This window comes from Butyrivibrio sp. MC2013 (assembly GCF_000424585.1).
Taxonomy (GTDB): domain Bacteria; phylum Bacillota; class Clostridia; order Lachnospirales; family Lachnospiraceae; genus Butyrivibrio.
This window is the reverse complement of sequence record NZ_AUKE01000011.1, coordinates 66745-86320: the sequence shown is the minus strand read 5'-3', so window position 1 is coordinate 86320 and position 19576 is coordinate 66745. Positions and strand designations below refer to the sequence as shown.

Annotated in this window: 12 protein-coding genes; 11 read left to right on the top strand and 1 reads right to left on the bottom strand. The window is 45.4% G+C overall.

Annotated features, from left to right (window positions below; genetic code table 11):
• Window positions 1-2 precede the first annotated feature (2 nt).
• From G636_RS0108175 to G636_RS0108130, 10 genes are all read left to right on the top strand, one after another.
• The gene (locus G636_RS0108175; protein WP_026507647.1) at window positions 3-2390 is read left to right on the top strand and encodes a glycoside hydrolase family 31 protein; all 2388 of its coding nucleotides are present in this window, start codon (window positions 3-5) and stop codon (window positions 2388-2390) included.
• Between the two features lie 376 nt (window positions 2391-2766).
• On the top strand, window positions 2767-3108 hold the full coding sequence (locus tag G636_RS0108170; protein WP_026507646.1) for an arsenate reductase family protein: 342 nt from the start codon (window positions 2767-2769) through the stop codon (window positions 3106-3108).
• Between the two features lie 12 nt (window positions 3109-3120).
• Window positions 3121-3813, top strand: a complete 693-nt coding sequence (locus G636_RS0108165) for a YczE/YyaS/YitT family protein (protein ID WP_026507645.1) — start codon at window positions 3121-3123, stop codon at window positions 3811-3813.
• A 150-nt stretch (window positions 3814-3963) separates the two neighbouring features.
• Entirely contained in the window at window positions 3964-6648 is a 2685-nt protein-coding gene (locus G636_RS0108160; protein ID WP_026507644.1) for a GH36-type glycosyl hydrolase domain-containing protein, read from the top strand.
• 98 nt (window positions 6649-6746) lie between these two features.
• On the top strand, window positions 6747-9791 hold the full coding sequence (locus tag G636_RS0108155) for a hypothetical protein (RefSeq protein WP_035779225.1): 3045 nt from the start codon (window positions 6747-6749) through the stop codon (window positions 9789-9791).
• 116 nt (window positions 9792-9907) lie between these two features.
• Window positions 9908-11416 carry an ABC transporter substrate-binding protein gene (locus G636_RS0108150; RefSeq protein ID WP_026507642.1) on the top strand — a complete coding sequence of 503 codons (1509 nt, stop codon included), beginning with the start codon at window positions 9908-9910 and terminating at the stop codon, window positions 11414-11416.
• Between the two features lie 120 nt (window positions 11417-11536).
• Complete coding sequence (locus G636_RS0108145; protein WP_242826939.1) at window positions 11537-12514, top strand: carbohydrate ABC transporter permease; 978 nt, start codon at window positions 11537-11539, stop codon at window positions 12512-12514.
• A gap of 1 nt (window position 12515) precedes the next feature.
• On the top strand, window positions 12516-13364 hold the full coding sequence (locus G636_RS0108140; RefSeq protein WP_051226742.1) for a carbohydrate ABC transporter permease: 849 nt from the start codon (window positions 12516-12518) through the stop codon (window positions 13362-13364).
• 86 nt (window positions 13365-13450) lie between these two features.
• Window positions 13451-15253, top strand: coding sequence for a sensor histidine kinase (locus G636_RS0108135; RefSeq protein ID WP_026507639.1), 1803 nt, complete (start codon window positions 13451-13453; stop codon window positions 15251-15253).
• Between the two features lie 109 nt (window positions 15254-15362).
• Window positions 15363-16826, top strand: a complete 1464-nt coding sequence (locus G636_RS0108130) for a response regulator transcription factor (protein WP_026507638.1) — start codon at window positions 15363-15365, stop codon at window positions 16824-16826.
• A 59-nt stretch (window positions 16827-16885) separates the two neighbouring features.
• Here G636_RS0108130 and G636_RS0108125 read toward each other — a convergent pair whose 3' ends face one another.
• On the bottom strand, window positions 16886-18790 hold the full coding sequence (locus tag G636_RS0108125) for a diguanylate cyclase domain-containing protein (protein WP_026507637.1): 1905 nt from the start codon (window positions 18788-18790) through the stop codon (window positions 16886-16888).
• Window positions 18791-18910: 120 nt separating this feature from the next.
• On the opposite strand from G636_RS0108125, the gene G636_RS0108120 reads away from it, so the two are divergent.
• A complete protein-coding gene (locus G636_RS0108120; RefSeq protein ID WP_026507636.1) occupies window positions 18911-19567 on the top strand; it encodes an HAD family hydrolase in 657 nt (218 codons plus the stop codon).
• Window positions 19568-19576: the final 9 nt, after the last annotated feature.

Below are 19576 nucleotides of genomic sequence, written 5' to 3'. Positions count from 1 at the left end.
TAATGCTCAAGTACAGACAAAACAAATATGATCCTGTGGCAGCAGATGCTGCAATAGTAAAAGGAGAGAAGTTCAGGATCACCATCCTGACCCCCTCGCTGGTAAGGCTGGAATACTCAGAAAGCGGAATATTTATGGATGAGCCCACCCAGGTTGTGCTCAACAGGTCCTTTGATCCGCCTGCTTTTATCACAGCTGAGAGAAACGGCTTTCTCTTTATAGAAACCGACAGCATGCTGATCAAATATGACAAAAAGGCTTTTACACCCTACGGCCTTAGTATCCGTGCCAAGGAGACCGGATCTCTCTGGCATTTTGGCTGCGAGAATAATGATTATGAGGTCATGAATAACCTTGGCGGTACCGCCAGGACACTGGATTCTGTAGATGGGGAGACAGAGATAGGGACAGGCCTTTTGTCCAGGCTTGGCTGGTCTGTTCTTGATGACTCGTCATCCCTTGTAATCAAAGAGGACGGCTCTGTGGCGATGAGAGAGCAGGCTGAGATGGACTACTATTTCTTTGCTCATGGTCACAGATACCTGGATTGCATACGTGATTTTTATAAGCTAACAGGGGAAACACCCCTTCTTCCAAGGTTTGCTCTGGGCAACTGGTGGAGCAGATATCACAGATATACTCAGGAAGAGTATCAGGAGCTCATCACCAGGATGGAAGAAGAAAAGGTACCTATGTCTGTGGCTGTCATAGATATGGACTGGCATCTGGTGGATGATGTTCCTGCCAGATACGGCTCAGGCTGGACGGGATATACCTGGAATAAGAAATTTTTCCCGGATCATGTGGGCTTTTTGAAATGGCTCCATGAGCATGGCCTAAAGACTTCCCTTAATATCCATCCCGCTGATGGTGTCAGGGGATTTGAAGACTGTTATGAAGATTTTGCCAGGGCTATGGGGATGGATCCTGTTAAAGAGGATGATATTGAATTTGATATGTCTGATCCTCTCTTTACAGAGAACTATTTTAAATACATCAACCACAAGATGGAAGAGGAGGGTGTGGACTTTCAGTGGATCGACTGGCAGCAGGGTACTGTGTCACGTATGGAAGGTCTGGATCCCCTTTGGCTCCTTAATCATTATTATTTCCTGGATGCTATCAGAAATGGTGAGAGGAATATCATCTTTTCCCGCTATTTTGGCCCGGGTTCCCACAGATATCCCATCGGTTTTTCGGGAGATACTCATGTTACCTGGGAGTCCCTTGATTTCCAGCCCTATTTCACAGTGAGAGCCTCCAATGTGGGTTACAGCTGGTGGAGTCATGATATAGGCGGACATACTTTTGGCTATCGTGATGACGAGCTGGAGATGAGATGGTATCAGTTTGGCATGATGTCACCTATCCTCAGGCTTCATTCCTGTGATATGGAGTTCCTGGGCAAGGAACCCTGGAAGTATCCTGAGCCTGTATGCTCAGCCATGAAGGAGGTCCTGCGCCTTAGGGCCAGGATGGTACCTTATCTCTACAGCATGAACTACCTGACCTACAAAGAGGGTATGCCCATTGTCACACCTCTTTATTTTGAAGAGCCTGAGAGATCTGAAGCCTATGATGTGCGCAATGAGTATTATTTTGGCACTGAGCTTCTGGCATGTCCTATTACAGTCAAGGCTGACAGTGTTACTCTCACAGCTCCTTTCTCAGCATGGATCCCTAAGGGAGCCTTCTATGACCTTACAAGCGGCATCAGATACAGAGGCGGCAGGAGAGCAGTACTGTCAAGGCCCCTTACTGAATATGCGCTCTTTATTAAAGAGGGAGGCATACTGCCTCTTGATATGGACGATTGTCCAAAAGGGGATCTGCCCCTGCCTGTCGGACTTGAGATAGTGATCGGCGGTGGCAAAGACGGCAGCTTTACCCTCTATGAGGATGATGGACTTAAGGCTGAGCCGGCAGAAGAAGATATGGCAAGGACCCTTATCAGCTATGATCATGTCAAAGGCAGGATAGTAGTGGCTGCAGCAGAGGGAGACAGGAGCGCTCTTCCTGCAAAGCGTGATTACACTTTCAGGATATATGGCGTGACTCCTGCTTCCAAAATACTATCAGTGTCCGGCACGGATGATCTGACAAGCTCCTATGACAGCCAAAAGCATATCCTCACCATTTCAGTAAAAGGAGCAGATACCTCCTCCGATTTGGAGATCATCTGCAAGGATATGGCCGATGCAGATAATGATCTCTTTGGTGCGCTCTATACAGCCATCGAGAGGATGCAGGCTCCCTTCTACTTCAAGCAGCAGCTCCTAGGCATACTTAAAGAGAAGGGCACAGATCCCATTGTCCTTAGTGAATTTGCGGCCCTGCCTGACATGAAGCCCGAGATCATGCGAGTCCTTAGCGAGATCATACTGGCATAAAAATATTTGGCTCACCGGCATGATAATTGTTTCCGGGGGAAGTTAAGCTCACCGGGATGATAATTGCTTTCGGGGGAAGTTAAGCTCACCGGAATGATAATTGCTTTCGGGGGACGGCTTTCGCCTCCGCATCCCAGCGTCACGTTACTAAGCTTTTGTACGCGTCTATGGACGCTTCAAAAGCAAGTAACGACCCTGGGATGAGGCCCCCTCCAGCAATTTATCATGCCGGTGAGCTTTTGCATATTTTATATATTTGGTATATTCAGTAGATTTACAGATTTATAAAGGAGATGCAGATTTGACAGATATTATCCTGTTAATATAATTATAGCGTGAAGAAAAATACTACTATTTTTGCAGAAATGAGAAGGAAATGAATATACAGATATTTGGAACCAAGAAGTGCAATGATAGCAAGAAGGCGGAGCGTTTCTTTAAGGAGCGCGGAATCAAATTCCAGTACATAGACCTGAGGGAGAAGAGCATGAGTAAGGGCGAGATGACCTCTGTAGCCTCTGCAGTAGGCGGCCTTATGAACATGATAGATCCGGATGCCAAAGATAAGGATGCGCTGGCGCTTATCAGTTATATTGCGGATGAAGACAAGCTGGACAAGCTTTTGGAGAATCAGCAGCTTATAAAGACGCCTGTGGTGAGAAACGGCAAGCAGGCTACGCTGGGCTATCAGCCCGACGTCTGGAAGAAGTGGGAGTAACAGTTATAAAAAATGTTTACCAAAGGAAAACTTAAAGATAATTCATCAATAGGTGCTATAGCGCTGAATGTGCTCATTGCGACGGTCAGCCTTTTTATAAACGGATTTGGAGTATATCTGACCATACAGGCAGGTATTGGCGCAGGTCCCTGGGATGTCCTGAATCTGGGCTTGTCCAAAAGTCTGGGAATACTATATGGTACAGCTTCTGTTGCTGTATCCTATGGGATACTGGGGATAGATATTGCACTAAGAGAGCCCATAGGTATCGCCATGTTCATAGACGCTTTTGTAGTAGGCAAGGCAGTGGACCTTTTTAACAGGCTGGACCTTGTTCCTGTAAGGCATAACCTTGTAAGTGGCATCATAGTGATGCTCATAGGACTCACCATCATGGCTTATACCCAATATACATATATGAGAGCTTCACTGGGCTGCGGACCCAGAGACACCCTTTTGGTAGCCCTGACAAAGCGTGCTGGCAGGATCCCCATAGGAGCTGTCAGTATTGCACTTCTTAGTCTTGCCACATTTATTGGATGGCTTCTGGGAGGGTCTGTAGGTATAGGTACACTTATATGTGCTTTTGCCACAGGACCTATCATGCAGTTGGCATTCAGGTCCGTGAGATTTGACGCTACCCATGTCCATCACCAGCATCTGACCGATTCTGTCAGAGTGATCATTGACAAAAAGGCGGCATAAGCTCTCACTTTACCCCTTACAAGCACCTAAAAAAATCACACCAAAACGATAAAAGGAACCTTAAAATTAAGGCTCCTTTTTTTTATGCTAGACTTAACATTTTATGTTTGCGCATAAACACTGCTTAGAATAGAAGATGGGAGATTTGAAATGAGCGGATATGAATTTCTGAATAAGGATGGGAGCTTCAGGCTTGAGCATGCCCAGAAGTACAAGGACCTGTATTTTCCCCTTGCAAGTGACTGCGGTTTTAAGAGCTGTGTGACTCCTACACTGGCAGGAGATGCCAAGCTGGATCAGAATCATTTCCTCTTTGAGCCTGCCAGCATACAGAACCTGAAGGAGAACAGGGCAAACAGGAATTTCTGGGCTCTGATCGAAGGCGAAGAGGCATGGAGCCTTTGCGGCTCATCTCCTCTTCAGAGAGCGGATGAATATAAGAAAGCTTGTGAGAAGGTCACAGTGGAAGCCGGTATCATGTGGCACAAGATGACCAGGACTTCTGATGTTAGGGGCCTGGAGGCTACAATAACAAGCTTTGTTCCCTTTGATGCCAATACCGAAGTACATATGGTCACTATTACCAATAAGGCTGATCATGAGAGGAAACTGACCTTTATGCCTGCTCTTTATATTTACGGCAGAAGCGCAGATAATCTCAGAGATCACCGCCATGTGACCAGTCTTCTCAACAGGATCACAGCTTCTGAATATGGTGTATGGAACAGACCTACTCTTTCTTTTGATGAGAGAGGTCACAGACCTTGTGATGCGCTCTATATAGTAGAAGGTGTCACAGAAAGCGGACAGGCTCCCATAGAGTTCTTCCCTGTAGTTGATGATTACACAGGAGACAGCGGAGATCTGGCATGGCCTGTATCTGTAAGCCTTGATATCAAGGGACAGGCTTCCGGATATGAGTGCAACGGCCAGGAGGCTATGGGCGCTTTCAGATTTGAAGCAGTTAGCCTTGCTCCAGGAGAAAGTGCCAGATATGTTGTTCTGGCAGGTATAGCTTCCTGCGACGATCAGTGGCTGCGTATCCGCGACAGATTTAGAAGCTATGCGAAGGCTGAGAGTGAGCTTGAGAGGACTCAGAACTACTGGCTTGGCAAGATAGATATCAATCTTTATACAGGAGACAGCAAGGTGGATGGCATCACCAAGTGGGTGAGCTTCCAGCCGGAGCTTAGAAGGATATTTGGATGCTCCTTCCTGCCTCATCACGACTATGGCAGAGGCGGCAGGGGGTGGAGAGACCTTTGGCAGGACTGCCTGGCGCTGCTTCTCATGAACCCTTCATCTGTGAGACAGCTTCTTCATTCCAACCTTCACGGAGTAAGGCTGGATGGTACCAATGCCACCATTATCGGAGAGAGACAGGGACAGTTCAAGGCAGACCGCAATTCTATCACCAGAGTATGGATGGATCATGGCTTCTGGCCTTGGGGTACAGTTAAGCTTTATCTGGATCAGACAGGTGATTTTGACTTCCTCTTTGAAGAGTCACCTTATTTTGAAGACGGCCAGGTGATGAGAGGCCGTGAAAAGAAGAAGGCACAGGGAGGCGAGCTTCGCCACCTTGCTGCTAATAAAGAGACCTACATGGGCAGCAACCTGGAGCATATCCTGGTACAGAACCTGTCAGCTTTTTGGGAGGTTGGCGAGCACAATGTCATGATGCTCCGTGATGCCGACTGGAATGACGCTCTGGATCTGGCACCGGTAAAGGGTGAGAGCGTAGCCTTCTCTGCTGCATATGCAGGCAACCTTCTCTCTATTGCGTCTGTACTGGAGCGACCCGAACTTAAGAACAGACAGATAAATCTCCTGAAAGAGATTTCCGTTCTCTTAAAGGATGAGGATGGCATATTTGAGTCAGTTGAAGCCAAGAACGCGCTGCTTAGTGACTATTGTAAGGCTGTATCAGGGCCAGTGTCAGGCGATATCATCCGTATGGATGCTGCCAGCCTTGCTCTGAACCTTAGGAAAAAGGGCAAATGGCTCATGGACAGGATCTCAGGCCAGGAATGGCATGACAAGTCTTCTGATATGGGCTGGTTCAATTCTTATTATGACAATGATGCCCAGCCTCTGGATGATGCTTCAAAGAGTGACATGATGATGATCACAGGCCAGGTATTTACCATTTCCTCCGGCACTGCTGATGAGGACAAGGTCAGGAAGATCACAAGGGCAGCTGATAAGTATCTCTACGATCCTCATTGCGGTGGTTACAGACTCAACACGGATTTTAAGGAAGTTAAGATGAATATGGGCCGTATGTTTGGTTTTGCATACGGTGAAAAGGAAAATGGCGCTGTATTTTCACACATGGCAGTCATGTATGCCAACGCCCTCTATAAGAGAGGCTTTGCTGCGGAAGGTCACAAGGTATTAAAGAGCCTTTTGGATACAGCAGCTGACTTTGAGACTTCCAGGATCTATCCCGGTATCCCTGAATACTTTGGCAGGGGCGGAAGAGGTCTCTACCATTATCTTACAGGTGCAGGCAGCTGGTTCTTCCTTACAGAAGTAACAGAAGTATTTGGCGTATGCGGAGATGGAGGCGATCTGGTGATCAGGCCCCGTCTTACAGCTGAGCAGTTTGACAAGGACAAAATGGCTATCATCGACCTGCCTTTTGCTGACAGGATGTTCAGAATAGAGCTTCTCAATCAGGGAGGCAAGGACTTTGGCAGCTACAAGCTGACCTCTGCAATGTGCGATGGCAAAGAGATGGAGCTGAAGGATAATGAGCTTAGGATCAGCATGGATGAACTTGGCGCTATGGATGATGAGAGAGTCCACAAGATTGATATTATCCTTGGCTGAAAGAAAGATAAATGAAAAGAGGGGAAAAGAACACCGTGAAGTCCCTGTTTTCATTGAAAATATAGAAACAGACTAATATTTTTAAGGTGAGGTATATTATGCAGACTTATCGTATTGATAATTACGGACAGAAATCTGATTTTTCCAGTTTCCTTCCCGGAATTGCAGGCGTTAACGGCAAGCCCATATGGTGCTACTACGTTAACAGAGGCCAGGCAGTGGTATCCTTTGGCGTAGATAACAAGGATCATGCCATTATGGAGTTCTATCCTGCACACGTTGCATATCAGAACGTGAAGAGGACAGGCTTTCGCACATTCCTGAAAGTAAACGGAGTAGTAACAGAGCCCTTCTCAGACGAGAGAGTAAGTCATCACATGGATATCGGCATGAATACTCTCAGTATATCTGAAGAGAATGACAAGACAGGCATTAATACATCAGTTTCATATTTCATCCTTCCCCAGGAGAACATTGGTGCCCTTGTACGTAAGGTGGAATTTGAGAATACAGCAGATGCGTCAGCTGATATCGAGATGCTTGACGGCTTTCCGGCTCTGATCCCTTATGGTATCGGCCAGGACAGCATCAAGAACATGACCCAGCTCTCCAAGGCATGGATGCAGGCAGAGGATCTTATGAGCCGTGTGCCTTTCTTCCGCGTAAGGGCCAGCACAGAAGATTCCGCTTGCGTTACCATGGTAGAGGGCGGTAATTTCTCTCTGTGTATTGATGACAAGGGCGAGATGCTCCGTCCCGTAGTAGATATGGACGCTATCTTTGCTTATGATAATTCCCTTGCAAGACCTATAGTATTTGAAGAAAAGTCTGTAGAAGAGATCCTCACAGGCAAGCAGAACACTTCCAATATCTTCCCCGGAAGCTTCTTTGGCAGTGCATTTACACTTGCTGCAGGTGAGAAGAAGTGCTTCTTCCAGATGATCGGACAGGTAGAGCATCATGAAAAGCTTGATGCATATCTGAATAGCCACGAGCTTACTCCGGATTATTTTGCTGTCAAGCTTGAAGCTGCCAAGGCTCTTACCAAAGAGCTCACAGATTGCATTGATACTCACACAGGCAGTGATGAGTTTGATTCCTATACCAGATATACCTACATGGACAATGTGCTCAGAGGAGGACTTCCTGTGCGCGTAGGTACCAACAAGGTATTCTATGTATATTCCAGAAAGCACGGTGATCTGGAGCGTGAGTACAATTACTTCTCAATGTCTCCTGAGTATTATTCTCAGGGAAATGGTAACTTCCGTGATGTCAATCAGAATAGGAGAGAAGATAACTTCTTTACTCCTTTTGTGGCTACCAAGAATATCCATACCTTCTATAACCTGATCCAGATGGATGGCTACAATCCTCTCAGCGTAGAGAGAAAGACCTATCATTTCCAGGATGATGTCAAGGCAAAGGCTCTTAGCATAGCTCCTGCTCTCTCTTATATGTTCGAGAAGTCCTTTACTCCCGGTCAGCTCCTTGAGGCTCTTGAGGATGCAGGACTTGGGGACAGCTTTGGTGATCTTATGGATCTGTCTACGGAAGATGTTAATGCATCCTTTGGTGAGGGATATTGGTCAGATCACTGGACATATAACCTGGATCTTATTGAAGAGTACCTCAGGCTCTTCCCTGAAGCTGAAGAAGAGATGCTCACAGAGAAGACCTACAGCTACTTCCCTTGCAAGGTCAAAGTCAATCCCAGAGGAAAGAGATATGAGAAGGCCAAGGTAGGTATCCGTCAGTATCATGCTCTTGATGAGACTATGCCAGCTGTAAGTCCTGACAGGGCAGTAAGCCTTCTGGAGAAGCTCATTCTTCTGTGTACTGTCAAGTTTGCAGCTCTTGATCCTTACTTCATGGGCGTGGAGATGGAAGGCGGCAAGCCTGGTTGGTACGATGCTCTTAACGGTCTTCCGGGACTTCTGGGCTCATCCATGGCAGAGAGCTATGAACTTATGAGGACCTTTGATTATACTCTGAAGGTTCTTAGGAAATATGATGTAAAGACTGATCTTTTTGCAGAGCTCTCTGACCTTCTCGATAGGCTCAGCGCTCTTATGACAGACAAGAAGGATCAGCTGCTTGCTACAGATATCTGCCAGCATACAGATGTATGGAATCTGATGAATGATATCAAGGAAGATTATCGCAGCAAGGTATATGCAGGTATCTCCGGCAGTGAAAATTCACTCTCATCAGCCGAGCTTCTTGATAAGCTCAGCGTTTTGGCAGATGTACTTAGAGCAGGTATTGGAAGAGCTGTCAGCGAAGGAAATGGAGTATGTCCTACATATTTTGCATATGATGTTAAGGAATATGTAGAGAATGAGAAGGGCATCATCCCTACATCCATAGAGCAGGTACAGGTTCCTAAGTTCCTGGAAGGCCCTGTTAGATACCTTAAGCTGGATATTCCTGTAGAGGAAAAGAAAGCTCTGTATAAGAATGTAAGATCAGGTAATCTCTATGATGGCGTACTGAAGATGTACAAGATCAACGAGTCGCTGGAAAAGGCCTCCTTCGAACTGGGAAGATGCACAAGTTTTACCCCAGGATGGCTTGAAAATGAGTCAATTTGGCTGCATATGGAATACAAGTACTTCCTGGAGCTCTTAAGGAGTGGGCTTTATGAAGAATTTGCAGAGGACTTTAAGAATGCTGCAGTTCCTTTCCTTGATCCTGATGTATACGGCAGAAGTATCCTGGAGAATTCTTCATTTATCGCCAGCAGCGTCAATCCCAACGAATCCGTAAGAGGCAAGGGCTTTGTATCAAGGCTCAGCGGATCTACAGCAGAGTTCCTCAGCATCTGGAAAAGGATGATGTTTGGTAATGATCCTTTTGGGGCAGCAGATGGCGAGCTTAAGCTGGCGTTTACACCTCTTATCCCTGATTACCTTATAGGAGACGACCTTAAGGTGTCTGCAAGATTTATGGGCAAATGTATGGTCACATACCATCTGGATAGCAAGAAAACATACATTCCCGGCAGTTATAAGATCAGCAAGGTGTCCGGAATTTATGAAGACGGTGCAGAGATTTCTGAAAAAACGACACTTTCCGGAGAGGAAGTCAAACTGCTGAGAGATGGCAAGGTGAAGACCCTGGATATATGGTTAAATAACTAATAAAAAAATGACACCTTTTTAAAAATATGTGCATTTTTTATAAGACAAGGCAAAACTATAATGGGCATATAGGTAAGGCAGTAATGCCTGCAAACAACTATTAGGAGGGTAAAATTATGAAACTGAAGAAGTTAACCGCACTTCTGATGGCCGGCGCTATGGTTGGCTCACTGGCAGCTTGCGGAAACTCCGGATCAAACGAGGCTCCTGCAGCTGATTCAGCTAAGGAGGAAGTTAAGGAAGAGGCTTCATCTGACGCAGCAGAAGACACAGCAGAAGACACAGCAGAAGATGCTGGTGATGCAGCAGAGGCTTCAGGCGACGTTACTAACCTTGTTCTTTGGACATGGAACAACGACGCTATCACATTTGCAGAGAAGTTCAACGAGACACACACAGACATCCAGGTTGAAGCTATCAACGTAGCTTCATCAGGTGAGTACGAGACAAAGGTTCAGACAGCACTGCTTGGCGGTGAGACAGAGCCTGATATCATCGGTGCTGAGCCCGGATGGATCAACATGTTCATGGAAGCTGGTTTCTTCGCTGATCTTGATCAGTTCGGCGCTAAGGACTATGACGGAAAACTTGTTGATTACGTTTGGAAAGAGGGTCAGGATGAAGAGGGTATCCAGAGAGCAATCTCTTACCAGATCACTCCTGCAGGTTTCTATTACAGAAAGGACGTAGCTGAGAAAATCTTCGGTTACTCAGATCCTGAATCTGTTGCAAAGCTCTTCTCAAGCTACGAGTCCATCATGGATGCAGCTAGAACAGCTAAGGACAAGGGCTACAGACTGTTCGCTTCCGATTCCGAACTTGGATATTGCGCATACAACGAGCCTTGGGTTGTTGATGGTGTACTTAACCTCAACGACGAGAGACTTGAGAAGATGGAACTGACAAGTGCTCTTTACAACGAAGGCCTTACAGCTTATGCATCTCAGTGGACAACACCTTGGTATCAGTCAATGGCTGGTGAGGTTCCGATCCTTTCCGAGGAAACTCGTTGGGGTACTGATGACCTCGCAGTATGGGGCGGTGACTCCGAAGAAGCAACTGAAGACTTCATGGAGCAGGCTGCTGCACTTGGTTTCACAGAGACAACAGAAGTTATGGCATTTGGTCTTCCTACATGGGGTAACCTGATCCTTCAGAACCATGCAGGTGATACATTCGGTAACTGGGGCTTCGTTCCCGGACCTACACCCGGCTGGGGCGGTGGTTCTTACTTCGGTATCTCAGAGAACTCTGAGAAGAAGGAAGCTGCTTGGGAGTTCATTAAGTGGATGACCCTTGATGAGGATACACTTGAGTGGTGGTACACATCAGGTGGTGACCTTGGACTCGGCGGTGACGCTGTATCCATGGTATCTCTTCTTGAGAAGCACGCTGATGATACAAACGAAGCATTCGGCGGACAGGCTCTGTACAAAGAGTGGATGGAGATCGCTAAGGACATCGACTTCAGCAAAGAGACAAAGTATGACTCTGACCTGAATGACAAGTGGGGCGAGGCTATCTCTTCTTACAAGACAGGCGAGATGACTAAGGAAGAAGCTATCAACTACTTCTACGACAATGTAGAGTCTACATATGCCGGCGAGATCGAAGTAAAGAGATAATCATTCCGACTTGTAATGTAACATAATCAGATGTGGGGACGTAGTAAATGCGTCCCCCATCTTTTGTAAAGAGTACACTTCTTAAGTGACCTCGAGTAATATCGAAGCGGTAATTCTTCGATGAAAAACAAACCTGCGGAGAAGAGAGATATGGAAGAGAGCAAAACAATAAAGAGAAAGAGCAGTAAGCTTACTGCGTATAATAATTGGGGATATGTATTTGTAGCACCTTTTGTTATAGCTTTTCTTATATTTAGTGTTTACCCTGTAATCAGGACTTTATATCTCAGTTTCACGGATCTCAAGATCATGAAGCTGAACGGTACTATCAATTTTATTGGCTTAAAGAACTATATTCGTGTAGTCCAGGATAAATTCTTCTGGAGCGCACTTCTTAATACGATCATTATCTGGGGTGTAAATATTGTTACCCAGTTAGGACTTGCATTTTTGCTGATGATGGTATTCAGTGATGTCAAGTATAGAATGAGAGGTTTGTCTGTATACAGACTTATCTATTATCTGCCCAACCTTATAGCTGCTACATCCATAGCGCTGCTGTTCTCAAACCTTTTGGATGCACACTATGGTACTGTAAATGTTATTTTAAAGCAGCTTTCAAACACTTTCGGAACCAAGTTTACACCTATTGATTTCCTGGGAACCAAATGGCCGGCCAGACTGTCCATATCCTTCATCCAGACATGGATGTGGTTTGGTAACTCTTTCCTGATGCTTATGGCCGGTGTTCAGGGTGTATCAAGAGACTATCTTGAAGCTGCATCTATAGATGGTGCAGGCAGATGGACAATCTTCGGCAAGATCACACTTCCTCTGATCAAGCCCATCATGATGTACGTAGCCATCACATCCCTGATCGGTGGTCTGCAGCTCTTCGATATGCCTTACCTGATGATTCCTGTTACATCACAGACTTATAAGCATTCTCAGACAGCTATGATGTATCTGTACAGATTTGCTTTCGGCGCTAAGACTACTCAGGTAGGTTATGCATCTGCTATAGCATATACACTCTTCCTGATAATCCTCATCGTATCTGTAATTCAGTACAGATTGTTCAATAGGAAGGAGGATTAATATGTTAAAAGCAAAGCATACATTTGGATATAATGTTGTCAAGACTATATTATATGTACTACTGACTATACTGGCTGTGATCTGTCTGTTGCCTTTCCTGATGATGGTAGTCAATGCAACCAGAACATCAGATGAGATCGTAAAGGGCTTTACACTGATTCCCGGAACAGCGCTTGCTCACAACTGGGCAGTAGTATTTGATTATTTCAACCTCTTTAAGGGAATGCTTAACAGCCTTATAGTTGCAGCTCCTGCAACACTACTTGGTGCTTATTTCCCTGCAATGGCAGCTTTTGGCCTTGCATGCTATAAGTTCAAGGGCAACAACACAATTTTCTGGGTAATACTGATATTCATGATGATTCCCGGTACACTGTCTCTGATCGGTTTCTATCAGCTCTGTAGCGCGCTTCACATGACCAATACATATTATCCGTTGATACTTCCTGCTATTGCCGGAACCGGTACTGTATTCTTCCTGAGACAGTATATCATCTCATCACTGTCTCCTTCTCTGCTTGAGGCAGCAAGGATTGACGGAGCTTCTGAGATGTATATGTTCCACAGGATCGCTATTCCGATTGTATTCCCTGCTATTGCTACATTCTCAATCATGGGATTCATCGGTAACTGGAACAGCTACCTTCTGCCTATGATCATCCTGAACGATCCCAAGAAGTACACACTTCCCGTACAGGTTGTATCACTTAGGGCTTCAACAGATATAACAGAGAACTACGGTGCTATTTACCTTTGTATCGCGATCTCCATGATCCCGATCATCCTGGTATTTATCACATTCTCCAAGTACATCATCAGCAGTGTATCAGCAGGTGCTGTAAAGGAGTAATTACTTCGTTCCTCTTATTTGATTACAAATATATCTCTATCAGCAAAAGGCAGTGGTCACACTGCCTTTTGTGATATCATGAACATATGAAGATCAGCAGACGAATCAAACTTAATCACAAGTTCACACTGGTTATCCTTCTCTTTACTATCATTCCTATAGCTATCATGTCCGCCATACTCTTTGCACGCAGGCAGACAACAGCTATTGAAGAGAGCAGGACATACATGAAATACAAGATGGAGCGCAATGCAGCACAGATTGCTACCAATATTGACTCTGTTGTAATGTCCACCAAGCTCTTTAGCTCAGATGATACTCTATCGGATTTCCTTGAAAATGCCAAAAAGAAAAGAGGAAGCTCCAAGGAGGATACAGATTATTTCTATAATTCTGATCTGGCTTTTCTGGGCAGGATGGTGGATAACATCCCTCTCATGTATTTTGTAAGAGTGTTTTCCTGTGTAAATGTGCAGGAGTCACTCCCTATATTCTACAGTAATGACAAGCTTAGAAATATGTCCTGGGCCAAGTATGATGATCCAACAGGCTGGCATATGGGTTATATAGATCCATTGACAGTTACAGTTGGCAATAGGCAAAAGGACAGACTTATAGGCTTTGTGACAAGGATCAGAGATAGCAAAGAAGAGGACCTGGGATATATAGAGGCTGCCATGACCATGGAGACCATGTTCCCTTCTATTTATGAGTCTGTAGAAGGTGAATGGGGATTCTTTGCGGCAGATGATGGTAGGTTCTTTACAGGCGGAGAAAGCAGGGAACATGCTTCGGATATCCTGGAAGAGGTAAGTAAGGCTCCCTCTGCAGAAGCAGACCTTCTTGAAGATAATGTGGAGGTTTTTTATCGCGAGGTTGGTGATAAATACTGCACCATTACCAGGTACAGAGTCAAGCCCCTGGGCGGTTATCTCTATGGAGTCAGGGACATGACCGGTGACATAGTGGGGCTTAGAAGAGCAGAGCTGGAGTACGTGCTGGTGATGAGTGCCATGATGGTAGTTGCAGGACTTTTTATCAACCAGATAGTATCCAGGATGCTTAAGAGATTCTATGATAATCTGCAGGCTATCAGACAGGTACAGAAGGGTAATCTCTCTGTCAGAGCAAACGAAAGCGGCAATGATGAGATGGCAGAGCTGGGAGAACAGCTTAACAAGATGCTGGATACCATTGACCGCCTGATGAAGGAGAATGTCCAGAGAGAGGTTCTGGTCAAGAATTCAGAGATCAGATCACTCCAGAATCAGATCAATGCGCACTTTATATATAATGTTCTGGAATCTATCAAGATGATGGCAGAGATAGATGAAGAATATGAACTCTCGGATGCCATAACAGCTCTGGGCAAGATGATGAGATACAGTATGAAGTGGGTGTCCGGTAATGTGGTATTATCAGATGAGCTGGCTTATATCAGAAATTACCTCAAGCTCATGAATCTAAGGTATGATTTTGATATCAATCTGCAGGTCAAGATACCTGAAGAGCTTATGGACCAGGAGATCCCCAAGATGTCTCTACAGCCTGTGGTAGAAAATGCCGTTCTCCACGGCATTGAACCTCTGTCCGAAAACTCCTCCATCTATATCAAGGGCGGCAAGGAAGGAAGTCTCTTCTGGGTTGAGGTGACTGATTCAGGAAGAGGAATGACAGCTGAGGAGCTAGATGGACTAAGGAAAGCTATGGGCGAAGGAGTAGCTCTTCAGGGCGGCAAGGGAACAGGCATAGGCCTTAAGAATGTAGAAGACAGGATCAGACTTAGCTTTGGTCAGGATTACGGCCTTGAAATATTCTCCGAATATGGTAAATATACCAAAGTGAGGATCAAGCTCCCAAGAAGGAGTGGAGGGAGCGGAAGCAGGTAACGAATTCTTGCTGCCAATAAGCTGACAGATAATTGTCAGTAACCATTAATGGACTTTTGCTGCTGCCAGCAGAGATATGGGCCCTATTACTAGTAAACAGGAGGAAGTGATGAAGACATTACTTATAGTTGAAGACGAAAAATTGATACGTCACGGAATCAGTACAATGGTCAAAAGAAGTGGTGTGCCTGTGGAGATGATACTTGAATGCTCTAACGGTGAAGAGGCCTTGAATATTATTTCCAGCCGCAGTATAGATGTTGTCTTTACGGATATCAGGATGCAGAAGATGGATGGAATAGAGCTGGCAAGGAGAGCCTCCCAGCTTCCTCATCCACCTCTTATGGTTGCTATAAGCGGCTATGACGACTTTACATATGCAGTTGAGATGCTCAGAAACGGTGTCAGAGATTATCTCTTAAAGCCTGTTGACAGAGACAAGATCACGGAAGTACTCATGAGGCTTGAAGAGGAGCTAAGCAGCAGAGAAGAGGCCAAGGAACAGGAAAAAGAGCTTTCGCTGCAGCAGCTCAGGTCACTGCTTGCCGAGGGCAATATGCCTGAAGCTGACAAGAAACTGATAATAGAGAGATACAGAGATCTGTTCCCTGATTATGACTATATGATCGCCTGCTATCCGCCAATGGAGGATGTTGAAGACGGCGAAGAGATCACTATAAAGGATCTGCCCTTTGGAGCTATCAAGATACTGCCATCAGACAGGGTGGGAGGCTACCTTAGAAATGAATTATCAGATTGCTGCCCCGGTGTCAGCAATGAACACCATGGCCTTGAAGAACTTGAAGAAGCATATGACGAAGCGGTAGATGCAAGGAAATATGCCTTTGTTCTGGGGAAGAGTGTCAGCAGCGAAAAGGATCATGCAAGAGCGGTACCCAACCAGCTTAAGGAAAGCGCGAGGAATCTTCTTACCGAAGATGCCAGGACCGGCAGGATACAGGTGATGGGAACGGATAAGACAGAAGAAGTCATATCCAGATGGCGCAATCTTGTGAAGGCTGCAGCATCCATGCAGCTAAGCGTGGATGAACTTAGTCTGGAGCTCCGTAATACTCTGTCAGGCATTCCTCATGTATACAGGGAGAATATCACACCTGAGGATATGAAAACCCTGGAAGGACTGATGGATCCCCTGTCCTCACCTGATATAGAAGACTATGAGAGCAGGCTTACCGATTGGGTCCTTGATCTGAATTCAAGACTTTTGTCCAGACCTGATGATAATGGCATCAGACAAAAGATAGCCACTGCAATGCAATATATCAGGGAGAATTATCAGAGCGATCTGAATATGGCTGTTGTATCCAATTATGTATCCATGAACTATTCTCTTTTTTCATTCTCGTTTAAGCAATATGCGGGAAGCAATTTTGTTAACTTTTTGAAAGAGATCAGGATAAATGAAGCCAAAAAGCTTTTGTCAGACACTGATATGAAGATTGTAGAGATCAGTAAATGCGTGGGATATGATAATGACAAGCATTTCATGAAGACCTTTAAATCGGTATGCGGAGTATCTCCCGGAGAATACAGAAAGAATATGACCAGATAATGGAAGATGAGCTCCGGCCTATGAGCTGATAACGTAAAAAAACAGGAAGAGATCAGCTTTTACTGCTCTCTTCCTGCTTTTTTGTTCTTATTCTTGTACATGGCCTGATCTGCCAGCTTGAAGAGATCCTCCATGTCATTTTTGTTTCTGCACATTCCGCTGGCATAGCCGCTGCCTGCAGATATATCATAGAGCTTGGTGCTGAGTTTGTTGTAGTTGCTCAGGTATTTATGGAGCCTGTCTATAAAGAGCTCCGCATCTTCGCTGTCACCATTGATCAGGATATTAAACTCATCACCGCCGATCCTGGCTGCAAGATCGGAAGGAGACAGGGCCTGACGTATGGCCTGGCTTATAACCTGAAGTGCAAAATCGCCTTCACTGTGGCCGTAGGTGTCATTGATCTGCTTGAGCCCGTTCATGTCTATAAATAGGGCAGAGATCACATCATTTTTTCTCAGACTGCTCAGAAATGCTCCGGAATAATAATCAAAGCCGTTCTTGTTATAGAGGCCTGTCAGAGAATCCTTCATGTAGATTTCTTCGAGACGTTCACTGAGGGCTTCTGTATTCTTGCGGTTTCTCAGGTTATACAGGAGCTGTGATATATTCACCAGCCACTGGATAAGCTGGAAGGGGTACTGGATATGATTATCATCAAAGGTCATGACAATATATCCGTAGGACGACTTGTGGGCATAGATAGGAGATACTATCCTTGCTGTATCGCCGTCATCTGTGAGATAATCCGGAAGCAGTGTGCCTGAAGGAAAAGTGCATACAGGCAGGCGCTTGCCATTCTGGATGGCCAGAGCAAGCTCCATAAGACTACCTTCCGGAGCAGGCTCTGAGGAGCCTTCTGTGAGCTGCCTGGTCCTGCCGGAGAGAGCATCCCAGCCCTCTGTCAGACAGAGATAAAAGCCTGTACACTTGTCTATCTGTGAAGCAAAGTTGGCAATATATTCCAGACCATCATCCATTTCCACAGCATGGGAAAAGGCGGATGACATCCTGGCTGATATCAGTATTGAACTCTCAAGTGAAGCAATGCGCTGCTCCAGGTCGTGAGGGTAGACGTGGGTATGCTTCTTTTTGCGATAGCTGCAGCCGCAGGAACCACCGTAAACGGGCTCTGCAAATACAGTCTGAGGAGTAAATTCCCTGCCCTTTATAAGGTCCACCAGGCTGTCTACAGCTGCGGTTCCCAGCTTATAGATGGGGAATGAGACTGTGGTAAGGGGCGGATCCATATTTTGGCCGGATTCCAGGCAGTCACAGCCGGTAATTGCAAAATCCGTGGGAATATTATATCCTGCAGCAAGGGCAGCTCTCCAGATTGCCAGCGCGTATTCATCGTTATAGCATATTATGGCATCGGGAAGCTCTTTGCCGCCAACGGTAAAGTGTTTTAATGCATCATCAAAATCTTCAGAAATTGGATCTGATGGAATGATATAAATATCATTTTCTGATATTCTGATATTGTTGCGAAGCAGTGCGTCTTCAAAAGCAGCCTGTCTTTTTAGGGATATTTCTTTTGTTTTTTGGTCACCCAAAAAGCAGAGCCTTGCTGCTCCGTGCACAGTGATCATATGCTCTGTGAGTATTCCTGCAGTAGCATTATTTTCCAGATAGATATGAGGAAAGGTATATTCGCTCTCGCCCAGCTCTATTACAGGGATATCCCTGAGTGCAGAGAGTCTGTTCCTTATCCTTTCGCGCAGCTCTTTTTTGGCATAGGTGCCTGAAGCAAATATGATGCCTTCCAGATCGTTATAGGAGGGAAGACTAAGTACAGAGTCTTCTGTAGCTGAGAAGCTTCCCAGATTCTCGCCGTCGTTGGTGGCATATACTTCGGTACGATATCCGTATTCCAGTGCCCTGTCTATGACGCCTTGGCTAAGGTTTTTCTGGTATTCACCATAAATATGGGATACAAAAAGGGCTATTTTCTTATGACGCATAATACTTCCTATCTATGGAGTAGTGATCTGTTTGGTGTAGAATAGTCTTGTGCAGGCATAAGTAAATTGCCTGTTACAGGACATAATACATAATATCACATATGAAACGAGGTTTACACAATGAAGCTAAAAGCTGTTATTTTTGATATGGACGGAGTAATCCTGGATTCAGAGAGATTGTTCCTGGACTGCTGGGAAGAAGTAGTAAATAAGTATGAGCTTGACAGGAATGTTCTTGAGAATTATAAGAAATGCATCGGTACTACCGCACAAAAGACCAGAGAGATCATGACCACCGGGGCGCTTATAGACTTTGATTATGATCATTATGAGGATATTGTCATGGGTGTATTTATGGATTATGCAAGGAACAATACCCTTCCTGTCAAAGCCGGTGCAAGAGAGCTCCTTGATGAGATCAAGGCCAAAGGCATAAAGCTGGCCCTTGCATCCTCTACCAAAGGTCATGTCATAAAATGGGAGCTGGGGGATCTTGGTTTATATGATATCTTTGACATTGTGGTCAGTGGTGATATGCTTAAAAGGAGTAAGCCTGCTCCGGATATTTATCTAAAGGCTATTGAAGAGCTGGGCATCAGTCCTGAGAAAGGCGTGGCTATTGAGGATTCTTACAACGGAGTGGCCTCTGCTCATGATGCAGGGCTTAAGGTGATCATGGTGCCCGATCTTTTGGAAGCAACAGATGAGATCAGAGACAAATGCGAGTGCATCAAGGATAGCCTTACTGATCTTTTGGGATTTTTTGACAAAGAATAGTGTGTGCTG